Here is a 13,608-nt window from a genome sequence, read left to right on the forward strand (position 1 = left end):
TCTTTCATCCATCGGATGGCTTTCTCGGTGACGAGGTCGGTGGAGAAGCCGAGCACCCGTTCGCCGAACTGGTGGTTGCCGGGCCACGGGTCGGTGCTCTCTATGAAAGTCGGGTCACGGTATTCGCCTTGATCGTAGAAGATGGAGTAGTAGTCGAATCCTTGCGGTTGCGACTGGATATGCCATTTGCCGACGAGTCCGGTGTGGTATCCGTTGGCTTGTAGCAGGGTGGCAAGGGTGGGGATGGAGGTGTCCAGTGAGTCCGCAAGGGTGTACAGTCTGTTCCGGTGACTGTATAGACCGGTGAGGATACTGGCACGGCTGGGTGCTGAGATAGAGTTGGTGCAGAAACAGTTGTCGAGCACTACCCCTTCTTTTGCCAGCCGGCGGATGTTGGCGTTGTGGGCATATTCTGCCAGTACTCCGCCATAGATGCCCCAGGCTTGGGAGGTGTGGTCGTCACTCAGGATAAAAAGGATGTTGGGGCGTTGTCCGGCAGGTTGAGCGCCTTGCAGGTGCGTCATGGTTCCGGCTGCCAGCAGACCGGTAAGTACGAGTTTATTCATATACGTATAGATGTTGCATTTCTTCAAAAGTCAGTCTAAGTTAGACGGTTGCTTTCATGTAGATAAATGATCATATGAACTGATTTTATGCCTAAAGATAGTGATTGTTATTCACTTTGTATTATAATCCGGAAAACTTTTGCGATTTAATGTAATTGATTCCGGTAAAACACTTAATTCCCTTTTTAAAAGGATGTTTTTGTTTTACATCTCTCAATAAGAAACTTTATGTTGATTTTTGGAAGTATTATAGTGATTTTTGAACATTTGTTTTCTTTGCCTGTACCTACTTTTGCGATCAAAACCCATTAATTATCAATTATTATGCTACTACCAAGAAAAATTGTATTTTTCCTTCTCTTGTTTGTCGGATTATCGTTGTATGCGCAACAAAACTGCTTCATTAGTTCGTATGTACGGGGTAATTTCTACAATCGCGGACGTATTTCTGCCGAGAGTTTAAGGGCGAGTGATGATCTGATTTTTCTGAACGTCCGTCCCAATAAAGACGGGTCGCTTTCGTTTGAGAATCCCCGTATCTTTGAGAATGGGAAAGGAGTGACTAGTTGGGAGGAATTGATAAAGTCTGTCCGTGCGGATGTGAAAGGAACAAAGACAAAACTTCGTCTGGGCGCTGCCAGTGGCGAGTGGAAAGCGATGGTTGCAGATGAGGCGGCCCGTGTTGCATTTGCCAAAAACATAAAGAAGATACTGGAAAAGAATAAGCTCGATGGCATCGATCTGGATTTTGAATGGGCGGAGACTGAAAAAGAGTATGAAGATTACAGTCTGGCTATTCTGAAGATGAGAGAGGTATTGGGAGATAAATATGTGTTCAGCGTATCCCTGCATCCTGTGTGTTATAAGATTAGTAAAGAGGCGATTGCTGCGGTCGATTTCATTTCTTATCAGTGTTACGGTCCTTCGCCGGTTCGCTTCCCGATGGAGAAATACTGTTCGGATATACAGATGGCGTTGGCTTATGGCATTCCAAAGGAAAAGCTGGTGGCAGGCGTTCCTTTCTATGGCGTGACAAAAGATGGCTCAAAGAAGACTGAGGCTTACTTCAGTTTTGTGCAGGACGGGCTGATTACGGGGCCGGCACAAAACGAAGTAACCTATAAGGGAGACGTGTATGTCTTTGACGGGCAAAATAATATCCGTGCCAAGACACGTTATGCGATGGACCAGCAGCTCAAAGGAATGATGAGCTGGGACTTGGCTACGGATATGCCGCTGAATGACAGCAGATCGTTGTTTAAGACGATGGTGGAGGAGTTGGGGAGGTGAACTGCTTCAGATAATCTGAAGGAGAGACACCAAACTCATCCTTAAAACATTGACGGAAGTAGCCTGTACTGTTCATTCCTATTTTATAGGCTATTTCCGAGATATTATATTTTCCTTCGAGGAGTAACCGTTCCGCATTCTGCATTTTTACTTTCCGGATGTATTCGTTCGTAGAAAGTCCGGTCAGCGCTTTCATCTTCCGGTAGAGCGTAGAGCCGCTCATACACATCTTGTCGGACAGATAAGTGATGTCGATCTTCTCCGAAGAAAGGTTGTCCTCAACCAATTGCGTGATTTTCTCAATGAATTCGTTATCCAGTTTGCTGAGCGCCTCGGTGATTATGGAACGCTTTTCATCCAAATGAGAATTGGGGTTATGACTCGTTCCGGTCTGCTGGAATTGAGCAATCAGTTTCTTTCTCGAATCAAGCAGATTGTTGATGCGGCTTCGCAGCAGTGAAGCACTGAAAGGCTTGGTCAGATAAGAATCCGCTCCCACTTCGTATCCTTCTTCTTTATCCTGCAATGAATCTTTGGCCGTTAGCAGGATGACAGGGATGTGGCTGGTACGCACATCCTCTTTTAGTTGACGGCATAGCGTGATGCCATCCATTACCGGCATCATGATATCGCTTACTATAATATCGGGAATACGGTTGAGAGCCTGCTGTTTCCCTTCCTCACCGTTGCTGCCTGTGATTACTTCGAAAGAGTCGGAGAAAGATTCGGCGATGTATTTCTGTATATCTTCATTGTCTTCTACAATCAGCAGGATAGGTTTGCTCGTTTCCGGTTCCGTATTTTGAGAATCTTCCGGAACAGCTTCTGATATCATTTCCTCCTCTGTTTGCTTCGTAGAGTCTCCATGCAAAGCGTTGGGGTAGATATTGTCTGTTAATAAGCTGATATAGAAAGTACTTCCTTCGTTCTGTATGCTTTCCACCCGGATTTCGCCTTCGTGCAGTTCTACAAGATTTCGGACTAAAGCCAGTCCGATACCTGTGCCGGATGCCTGATGCTTGCCGCTTTCCTGATAGTAACGGTCGAAAACATGAGGCAAGGCTTCCGCAGAGATTCCGTATCCCGTATCACTGACTTTAATCTCCGTATAAGTGACTCCGTTTCGTGTGGTGGGATACAAGCTCAAGGTTATTTTTCCCTGTTCCGTATATTTGATGGCATTGGAAATCAGATTATCGAGGATAATGGTGATGATTTCTTTGTCAAAGAACAGAAGCATCTCTTCTTTTTCTATTTGAATCTGAAAGTCGATTGCTTTCTTTTGATTGAGTTCTTTGTATTTGAGTCCGATTTCATGAACGAGGGGCGCGATGTTGCTTTTGCAAACACATAGCTTTTTGTTCTGCGTTTCCGTTTTCCGGAACTCAAGAATCTGATTGATCAGGTTGAGCAGCCGGAGGGCACTCTGGTGGATGACAGAAAGTTTCTGCGCCTGTCTGGTCGGCAGTGACGTGTCTTTCTGCATATCTTCCAGCGGACCGAGGATCAGGGTCAGTGGTGTGCGCAGCTCATGAGTGATGTTAGTATAGAATCGCAAGCGTTCCTGATTCAATTCTTGTTCTTGTTCGTGGTTTTTCTTTTCCAGCGTATAGAGGCTTTCGAGGTCTATTTTCTTCTTATAGGCATGGATAATAGTATAAATAATGCTGATAGTGATCAGAATATAGATAAGTTTTGCCCACCATGTCAGCCAGAGAGGAGGGGTGATATGTATCCTGAGAGAGGTCATGTCCTCCGACCAGTCCTGATTGTGCAGGCGGGCTTTTACCAGAAACTCATACTTGCCGGGAGGAATATTACGGAAGGTGACGCTGTTTTGCTCGTTGATCGTATACCATGAGTTTTCAAGTCCTTTCAGCATATAGGCATATTCCACCTGGTTGGCCAGTGAATAGTCCTGTACGTTGAAAGTAAGATTAAAACTATTTTGTTCATGAGTCAATTCTATCTCTCCTTCGGAAATGGGAATAGCGGTTTCGTTCTTCTCCCGACTTGTGAGTCGTCCGGGAATTCTCACTTTAGTGATAACCACAGGAGGAATCTGCGGACTGTTTATGGCAATATCGGGGTTGAAGAAACACAATCCGTTGATAGAGCCGAAATAGATGAGCCCGTTATGATCTTTGGTAACGCATCCGCTGATGAAACTTCCTTGTGGGATGTTGTTGGAGTGATCGTAGGTATAGAAACATTTTTTAGAGGTGATATAGCAACTGATGCCGGTATTGGTACTTGCCCAGATGTTGCCGTTCTTATCTTCACTGATAGCTCTTATATGTGTATTGGGCAGTCCTTCTTTTCTTTGAAAAACCTGATAGTCAAAATTGCGGGCCGAAGGAAAACATACCAGCCCCTCACCGGTGGCAAGCCACATCTGACCTTTGCTGCTCCGGTATATCTGATTAATCGTATTGGAACAAAAACCTTCGTATTGGTTGAACTTCCTGACCAGTTGCATATCCGGCGTATATATCCCGACTCCTCCTCCGAAAGTTCCTATCCAGAAACGTCCTTCACTGTCTTGGGCAATGCTGCGTACAAAGTTTTCCAGCAACTGGCTGTTGGAGGTGTCATAATGATGAATCACCTTCTTGCTGGCAAGGTCTACAACGAACACCCCTGCGTGAGTTCCTATCCATATCTTTTTATTCTTGTCTTCATAGAAGACGCGTACGTCGAGAAGCTGATTCTTTTCCAGTTCGATGATCTGAAACTTCTTCAGTCTTGTATTGTAATAGCTGATGTTGCCCAGATAGGTGCCGAACCATAGGTTGCCTTCCGAGTCTTTCAGCGAACAAAGCACTGAGTTGGACAGGAGTTCTCTGTTTTCTTTATTGTAAATGGCCACCCGTTTTCCGTTTTCGAATACGTTAATACCTCCTCCGTCAGTTCCTATCCACAATTTTCCTTGTCCGTCATCGCAGACGCTGCTAACGACTTTGTTGCTCAGCGAACTTTCATTCATTTGGGTGGGTGAATAGCTCCATGTATGGAATGCGGGAGGAGCATTGCTGATAAAGTTGATTCCTCCTCCCCAAGTCCCTATCCAGATATTATTAAAAGAGTCTTGAAAGATATACCGTGCGCTGGCGTTGGACAAACTGTAGTTATTGTCCCCTTCGCGGATAAACTCAAAGCGTATTTGTTCGGGCAGCAGAAACTGATTTTGCTGTAAGTCCAGTATCATGATCCCGTTCAGTTCTGTTGCAATCCAGAGTTTGTTGTCTTTGAGCTGCTTGATGGAGAAGATATAGCTTGACAATGCTCCGTGATTATTCCCCGGATTGTTATGAAAGTTGGTAAATGTATCTGTATTGGCATTGAACAGAGCCAGACCTTTGCTGGTTCCGATCCATATATTTCCGTTGGTATCTTTATAGATACAACGCACATCGTTCCCCGGAAGGCTGTTCGGGTTTTGAGGATCATGGACGAAGTGTTTCACGGATTTGTCATTCAGGGAGAGGATGCTTAACCCGCCTTCTACGTGTCCGATATATAGTTTGCCATCCTCAGCCTCCGTGGCTGTCCAGGTCTGCTCAGAGGGAAGGGCGGGTACTGTACTTTTGTTATAATGAGTGAATTTCCCGGTAGCGATGTCCAGATACTCTATACCTCTATAATAAGTACATACCCATAACCCTTTGCCGGCTTGTACGGATGAGGTAATGTGAGTGACATCGTTCGTTATCAGACTTTGCGGGTCTTCCGGATTATATTGGTAGACGCTGAAACTTTGTGTCTCGTAATTATAAGCGTTGAGTCCTGCCCGCTGGGTGGCTATCCAGATAACAGGCTGCACGGGATCGGCGTACACTTCATTGAGTTCGTTGCCGGTAATGCTTTGAACAGAAGAAGATTGCTCCTCTTTATAGTAGGTGATAAAGCGGGTTCCGTCAAACTTATTCAGCCCTTCTTCGGTGGCGAACCACAGAAATCCCTGCTTGTCCTGCGTGATACTCAATACATAATTGTTGGATAAGCCTTGTTCTATTCCCAATCTTTGGATGAGGTAAGGGTGGGCTGCCACAAATGTGGCGGATAGCAGGAGGAAGAAAGCCGCAATGTATGTTTTCATCGTTTCAGATATTATGTATTCCTTGATATTCACTCTCAAAAGTACAAATAAATCTTGTATTTAGTATAGACAAATGATTCATTGCATGATTTTCTACCCTTTCTGCATGATTTTTACAGCGAATAAAATAAAACAACTGTAATTTTGCAATCAATCAAATAACCGAATCTAATACTTGCAGAAAATGGAATCTGATTCTTTACACGAACATGATAAAAGCTGGAAGGCATTTTTTATTACCACTCTGTTCATCTTGTGTACAGTGAACGCTTATGCGCAGTCATCCGATACAATCTTTTCCCGATATTTCCGTTATGCGCAGAACTTCGCAGATTCGTACCCTCGCGAGAAAGTGAGTCTTCATTTGGATAATGCAAGTTATTACCTTGGTGATACGATTTGGTTCAAAGCGTATGTAGTGACGGCTGAACAAAACTTACCGACGACGATCAGCAAACCTTTGTATGTAGAATTACTGGACCAGTTGGGAAATGTCGTAGAGCGGCAAATTATTCAGCTTACGGATGGGGAGGGAACGGGACAAATCATTTTGAACAATACCTTCTTTACCGGTTATTATGAAATGCGTGCCTATACAAAGTGGATGCTTGCTTTTGATAACCCTTCCTGTTTTTCCCGTGTATTACCCGTCTATCGGAAACGGCTGAGCGATGAAGAGACTCCTCGGAGTATAGCTACCTATCGTATGGACGCTTCGATGAAACAGCGGCCGAAGGATAAAGAGAAGAAGTTTACAGTCCGCTTTTTTCCGGAGGGTGGACAATTGGTGAAAGGCATATCTTCGATTGTAGCTTTTGAAGCCACCAGCCGTGACAAAGGAGCTGCTGATGTAGAGGGAACAGTGGTTTTGCCGAGTGGTGAAGAACTGGCGCATATCCGTTCATTGCATGACGGGATGGGTTACTTTGAGTATAAGCCCGAAGAAAAGGCGGGTGTGGCAAAAATTGATTATGAAGGCTCCACTTATCAGTTTGACCTTCCGGAAGCTCTTCCACAAGGATATGTACTCCGAATCGATAACCGGCGGGAAATGTTGGATATCACTGTAGCCCGCAGTTCACAGGCAATGAAAGACACACTGGCTGTTTTTGTATCTTCTCAGGGGCGACCTTACAAATGTATGACACTGGACTTTGAAGATGAATTGAACTGTCAATTTCGGATTTCGACTAAAGAACTACCGCCCGGAGTGCAACAGATATCTCTGGTCAATCTGAAAGGGGAAACGTTATGCGAGCGTTTTTGTTATGTGATGCCGCGTTCTTCCATGCTCCTTGCCTGTAAAACGGATCACGCCCTATATCGCCCTTTTGAGCCGGTGACTTGCCGGATTAAAGTGAGAGATCATCTGAATCGTCCGGTACAGGCCAATCTTTCTGTATCTATCCGCAACGGTGTGGAGTCTGATTTTCGGGAATATGATCATTCCATTTATACGGATTTGTTGCTTGTCTCCGATCTGAAAGGCTATATTCATCAACCCGGTTTTTATTTTGAGAACCAGTCTGCCGAACGTTTCAAAATGTTGGATGTCCTCCTATTGGTACGTGGCTGGCGGAAGTATGACCTTTCCCGACTGATAGGTAAACGTCCTTTCTTGCCTCGGTATCTTCCGGAGACCTCGCTGACCCTGTATGGACAGGTCGAATCTTATTTCGGTAAGGCGTTACGGAATGTCGGGGTGAGTATTCTTGCGCGCAGGGATTCGGTCTCTATTGCAGGTATGACAAAAACGGATTCATTGGGGTATTTTAGTGCGCCGGTAGATGGTTTTAGCGGTTCTATGGATGCTCTCATACAGACACGGAACGAGGGAAAGAAGTGGAACAAGCAGGCAGTCGTGAAGTTGTTCCGTAATTTTGAGCCTTCCTTACGGAAACTTGATTATTATGAGCTGAATCCGGAATGGAAAGAGGCGGGTGATTTGAAACAGTTGTTGGACACCTTGGATATTGCTTATAAAGATTCTGTATTCGGACCGGATCATCATTTGCTGGATGAAGTGGTGGTGAACGCCAAGCGTCTGAACTTGTTATTGAAGCAAACTGAACGCTTTGAAAAAGAGATTCTGGGTTATTATAATATAACGCAGGTGGTAGATAAAATGCGTGATAAAGGAGAAGCGGTGTACAATCTGCCTATGCTGTTGAAGGAATTAAATCCTAATTTCAGATTGAGTGATTCGCTGAGCCTGCACTATAATAACTCAAGAGTTTTATTTATAGTCAACGGCGGGGTTTTATCTTATGGTAAAACGGATTATGTGTTGGACAAAGATGTGGATGCTATTAAATCTATCATGCTTTATTATGATCAGGCAGGGGGGGAATCTGTTTTTGTGATGAACAAGCAGAGTAATAGAGTGACGAAATTTACAGCAAATAATTTTTGGAGTGGTCGCTGGCAGGATGGAGATTTGAGTGATTTGTCTTTGCAGGATGCTATAGGTGCGGATTCCGGACCAGATGCACTTTGGGGTGAGAAAGATAGAAAGACTATGAAGAAAGGTCCGTTGCAGAAATCGTCAGTAGTAGTTTGCTCCATCACTACGATTGATGACTGGGACCCGAACAAAACTTATAAAGCCCGGCGCGGGATTCGTCATACCTATATACAAGGATATAATGAGCCCTTGGAATTTTATTCACCAGCTTATCCTAATGGCGCTCCTCTCTATACGGAAGATTCTCGCCGCACACTATACTGGAATCCGAATGTGAAAACGAATGAAAAGGGTGAAGCAGTCATTCGATGTTATAACTCCGATAATTCGGCACCGTTAATAATAAATGTAGAGACGTTGTATAAAGGTAGTCCGTCATCATTGAATATCTACTCTATAGATTATTAAACTCGATCTATATTATTCATATTTATATAAAGTCCTGTTAAAGAGGAAGAAAGGAGTTGTGTTTCTTGCAGCCAACGTGTGTAAATCGTTTATGAATGATTCTCTACGTTTTTTGAATGATTTTTATAATGTAAAATCTACACTCATTCGTATCTTTGCTGTAGATAACAACGAAATAAACTAATATTATGAAAATGAAAACTAATATAATCTTTAAAAAACTAAAGTCATTCGTCAATCGATGTCTTTTTCCTGATTATATGTGCTGTTTTATTTTCCTGCGTTTATAACGCTGATATGCCAATAAAGAATTTTTAGTGAACCAATAATTTAATATGTAAAAAGAAAAACGTTATGAAAAGACTATTTCTTCCCTTATTAGGGTTTTTGTCGTTGGTGCTGATGTGCTGTAATGACAACAAGGAATCAGGTACGGATTCCTATGACCCGAACAAACCTGTCACTATTGACTATTTTACGCCGGATACCGGTCGGGTAGCAGAGAAAGTGATTATTATAGGTAATAACTTTGGAAATGACAAATCTGCGGTAACCGTATTATTCACAGATAATATGGAAAAGGAGAACAAGGCTGCCGTAGTGGGAGTAGATAATACTACGATTTATTGTATGGCGCCACGTCAGGCAGAAGGTTTCAATAAGATTACGGTTAAGGTGAATGATCAGACTGTGGTGGCTGATGAGACTTTTAAGTATTCTGTTTCTGAGAATGTATCTACTATTGCCGGTGATTTTGTACAAGCTGATGGTGCCGGTAAAGATGGAAGTCTGGCTGAGGCAACTTTTGGGCAGATGTTTGGTGTAGCTTGCATTGATGAACAGTCGGGTATTGTAGGTCAGGCATGGAATAATAATAGTGTGCGTTATATTTCTATAGACGAAGATGCTGTAATTACTATCCAAAGCGGTCCTGTGGTTGGGAAAGTGGCGGTATCTAATGATAAAACATTGGCTTATGGTGCTACTATTAATGGTGCTAATACCGTTTATGTTTATAAGAAATCGCAGGCATGGGTTCCTTCTCGACTAAGTGATATCAGTTCAGGTACCGATGTTTGGGCTGTGGCTTTGAATGGTGATAATCAATGGTTGTATTATGTAACGGCTAATGGTCGTTTGGGACGTATTGAAGTAGATAATCCGACTCATAATGAGATTTTGTTTGAACATAATGATTTTAGTGGTGGTCCTTTTGCTTACATTGCTTATAGTGCTTTTGAAGATTGTTTCTATGTAACTACTGATAAAAATAAGATTCTGAAAGTTTGGGTAAAAGAAGATGGTACACATGCTTACGAGCAGATTAACCAGAATAATACAGGAACTACAGACGGTTTTTTGGCTGATGAAGCAAAATTCCAGTATTTACGTGGTCTTACAATAGATGAAGATGGTAATATTTTCGTTTGTCAGGGGGATAATAGTCACGTAATACGTAAAATCGCTTATGATGAGAATATGGAGAAAAGATATGTAACTACTGTATTGGGTACATCCACTGTACATGGAACCGATGATGGTTCACCTGATATTGCTTTATTTAATGGACCTCAAGATATTAGCTATGACGGGAATGGTGGTTACTGGATTGCTATGCGCTACGAGCCGGCATTAAGAAAGTATTCAATAGAATAAACACATTAATCAGAATTTAATCATGAAAAAAATAATAAGCATCTTATTTATAATATGCAGTCTCTTTTCTTCTATGGCATACGCTCAGGGAGGGTTGACATATTCCGGTACTGTCATCGGTGAAGATGGATTTGAACTTATAGGCGTGAGTGTTGCTGTAAAAGGAACCTCCATTGGTGTAATTACTGATCTGGATGGAAAGTTCCGTTTAAACAATATTCCTCCCAAGTCTACCATTGTTTTCTCTTATGTAGGTTTTGAGAATAAAGAAGTTAAAATAACAGAGTCTAAAGAGCGTGAGACTATTGTCTTGAAACAAAGTATCAGTAGTTTGGATGAAGTAGTGGTAGTAGGTCGTGGTTCTCAGCGTAAAGTTTCTGTTGTAGGAGCTATTACTTCTGTTGATCCGGCACAGTTGCAGGTTCCCGCCACTTCTGTATCCAATATGCTTCAAGGTCGTGTGCCGGGCATCATTGGTGTGACTCGTAGTGGTGAGCCGGGCAATAACTTCTCTGAATTTTGGGTACGTGGTATCAGTACGTTTGGGGCAAATGCTTCGGCGCTGATCTTGATTGATGGTGTAGAAGGTGACTTGAATACACTCGACCCTGCAGATATTGAAAGTTTCTCAGTTTTGAAAGATGCTTCGGCAACTGCCGTATATGGTGTGCGTGGTGCCAATGGCGTAGTAATTGTAACTACCAAGAGAGGTAAAGCCGGTAAGTTAACTGTTAACTTCAAGACAAATGCCACATATTCCTATTCTCCCCGCATGCCGGAGTATGTAGATGCAGTGGGCTATGCAAACCTTGCTAATGAAGCACGTGTTGTCAGAGGTAAGAATCCGATTTATACTAATTCTGAAATCCAACTGTTCCGTTCCGGTCTCGATCCGGATCTTTATCCGAATGTGAATTGGAGAGATGTGATTCTGAATGACTATGTGATTGACAATCAACATCACCTGAGTCTTTCTGGTGGTGGTACCAATGCACGTTATTATGTAAGTATGGGTATCATGAACCAAGGAGCTGTTTTCAAACAAGATAAGTCGGTAAGTAAACATAATACTAATGTGGATTACCATCAATATAATTTCAGAGCGAACGTAGACGCCAATATGACTAAAACAACTCTACTCTCTTTGAATATGGAAACGATTATCACTAAACGTAATTCTCCGGGATATGGTGATAATAACAATGCATTATGGTCGGCGCAAGCTAATCTTCCGGCAACAATCGTTCCGGTGAAATACTCCAATGGTACTCTTCCATCATTTGGTAGAAACTCGGATGAGGTTTCTCCTTATGTACAGTTGAACTATACAGGGTATAAGATCAGTGAAACACAGGCCACCCGTATGAATGCCAGTCTGAATCAGAAGTTGGATTTCATCACAAAAGGACTGTCTGCAAGAGGCGTATTCTCGTTTAACTATACCGGCTACTTTGACCAGTATCGTACCAAGACTCCGGACTTATATTACGCCACAGGAAGAAAGCAGAATGGAGCATTGATCTCTAAACGTACATCGAGTGCTACTGATATGACTTACAGCGATTATCGCCGCATTGCCCGTCAGTATTATTTTGAAGGAAATATCAATTACGAAAGAATCTTTGGCGAAGACCATCGTGTGACCGGATTACTTAATGCCTACCGTCAGGAAAATAAAGACTCTTATCTGAATAATGATGATGACGACACCACATTGGATGAAAGAATTCGTTCCATTCCTAAACGTTATCAGGCTATTTCTGCTCGTGCTACTTATTCTTATAAGGATACTTATATGTTTGAATTCAATGTAGGATATACCGGTTCCGAGCAATTCAAGAAAGGCAACCGCTACGGGTGGTTCCCGGCAGTAGCTTTGGGATGGGTGCCTACTCAGTATGAATGGACGCGTGAAAAACTTCCGTTCCTCGATTTCTTCAAACTCAGAGCTTCTTTGGGTAAAGTAGGTAATGACCGTATCAAGAAAATCCGCTTCCCGTACCTTTCTACTGTGTCTACCGATTATAGCTCAGTAACATGGCCTGGTAGCACCGTTGGCGAGAGCCGCGTAGGTGCCAATGACTTGAACTGGGAAGAGACAACCAAAATGGATATTGGTGTAGACCTGAAAATGTTTAATGACAAAGTGGAACTGACTGCCGACATCTTTAAGGATAAAAACAAAGGTATCTTCCAGCAACGTGCCAACATTCCTGAAGAAGCAGGTTTTGTAACCAATCCGTATACCAACATCGGTGGAATGGAATCATGGGGATTTGATGGAAATATAACGTTCAACCATAATTTCACCAAAGATTTTGGAATGACAGTTCGTGGTAACTGGACATTCGCCCGCAATAACGTAACCTATTGGGAGCAATCAGGCGTGGTATATCCTTATCAGTCTTTTGTAGACGTTCCTTATGGAGTGAAACGCGGTTTGATATCTTTAGGTTTGTTCAAAGATCAGGCAGATATTGAAAGTAGTCCTGTTCAAACCTATTCTTCTGATGTGCGTCCAGGTGACATTAAGTATAAAGATGTCAATGGTGACGGTGTTATCAATGATGATGATATTGTACCGTTATCCTATTCGAATACTCCAACTCTTCAGTATGGTTTTGCTGCTGAATTCAGATACAAACAGTTTACTGCCAGCATTTTCTTTGAAGGTGTAGGTAAAGTACAATATTTCTATGGGGGATCAGGGTACTATCCGTTTGCTTGGGAAACGCGAGGCAATGTACTTAACATTGTGGCTGATCAAAAGAATCGCTGGACACCGAGAGAATATTCCGGTGACGCCAGTACGGAAAATCCGAACGCGCGTTTCCCGCGTCTGACTTATGGTGAGAATAAGAACAATAACCGTGAATCTACTTTCTGGTTGGCGGATGGCCGCTATTTCAGATTGAAAAATATCGAGTTGTCTTATAGATTCACCAGCGCATGGTTGCGAGATAAGATTAGTGTACAGAACGCTACCCTGAGTCTTGTAGGCGAAAACCTGCATGTATGGGATAAGGTGAAACTTTGGGACCCGGAGCAAGCATCGTCAAACGGTGCGGTGTATCCTCTGCAACGGAAATTCACCCTTCAGCTTAATGTGACGTTTTAATCCCGTT

At 42.9% G+C, this 13,608-nt stretch carries 6 protein-coding genes; 4 read left to right on the forward strand and 2 right to left on the reverse strand.

Annotated features, from left to right (window positions below):
- A partial coding sequence (locus DW640_RS13955; protein WP_147326388.1) for a sulfatase-like hydrolase/transferase occupies nt 1-566 on the reverse strand: 566 nt, incomplete at its 3' end.
- A gap of 324 nt (nt 567-890) precedes the next feature.
- Here DW640_RS13955 and DW640_RS13960 point away from each other — a divergent pair.
- Nucleotides 891-1,856, forward strand: coding sequence for a glycoside hydrolase family 18 protein (locus DW640_RS13960; RefSeq protein ID WP_008767322.1), 966 nt, complete (start codon nt 891-893; stop codon nt 1,854-1,856).
- Here DW640_RS13960 and DW640_RS13965 read toward each other — a convergent pair.
- The gene (locus tag DW640_RS13965; RefSeq protein WP_117578514.1) at nt 1,825-5,955 is read right to left on the reverse strand and encodes a hybrid sensor histidine kinase/response regulator transcription factor; all 4,131 of its coding nucleotides are present in this window, start codon (nt 5,953-5,955) and stop codon (nt 1,825-1,827) included. The genes DW640_RS13960 and DW640_RS13965 overlap by 32 nt on opposite strands.
- Before the next feature lie 184 nt (nt 5,956-6,139).
- On the opposite strand from DW640_RS13965, the gene DW640_RS13970 reads away from it, so the two are divergent.
- The 3 genes from DW640_RS13970 (at nt 6,140) to DW640_RS13980 (ending at nt 13,601) form a co-directional block, all read left to right on the forward strand.
- Nucleotides 6,140-8,827, forward strand: a complete 2,688-nt coding sequence (locus DW640_RS13970) for a hypothetical protein (protein WP_117578516.1) — start codon at nt 6,140-6,142, stop codon at nt 8,825-8,827.
- Between the two features lie 354 nt (nt 8,828-9,181).
- Nucleotides 9,182-10,483, forward strand: a complete 1,302-nt coding sequence (locus tag DW640_RS13975) for an IPT/TIG domain-containing protein (protein ID WP_008767319.1) — start codon at nt 9,182-9,184, stop codon at nt 10,481-10,483.
- A gap of 22 nt (nt 10,484-10,505) precedes the next feature.
- Entirely contained in the window at nt 10,506-13,601 is a 3,096-nt protein-coding gene (locus DW640_RS13980; RefSeq protein ID WP_117578518.1) for a TonB-dependent receptor, read from the forward strand.
- Nucleotides 13,602-13,608: the final 7 nt, after the last annotated feature.

This window comes from Bacteroides sp. AM23-12, from assembly GCF_003434395.1.
In the GTDB taxonomy this organism is placed as follows: domain Bacteria; phylum Bacteroidota; class Bacteroidia; order Bacteroidales; family Bacteroidaceae; genus Bacteroides; species Bacteroides thetaiotaomicron.

Bases quoted from the DNA above. Each gene is read 5' to 3' on its own strand.
- DW640_RS13965 (WP_117578514.1), bottom strand. From the start codon at position 5,955: ATGAAAACATACATTGCGGCTTTCTTCCTCCTGCTATCCGCCACATTT.
- DW640_RS13960 (WP_008767322.1), top strand. From the start codon at position 891: ATGCTACTACCAAGAAAAATTGTATTTTTCCTTCTCTTGTTTGTCGGA.
- DW640_RS13970 (WP_117578516.1), top strand. From the start codon at position 6,140: ATGGAATCTGATTCTTTACACGAACATGATAAAAGCTGGAAGGCATTT.
- DW640_RS13980 (WP_117578518.1), top strand. From the start codon at position 10,506: ATGAAAAAAATAATAAGCATCTTATTTATAATATGCAGTCTCTTTTCT.
- DW640_RS13975 (WP_008767319.1), top strand. From the start codon at position 9,182: ATGAAAAGACTATTTCTTCCCTTATTAGGGTTTTTGTCGTTGGTGCTG.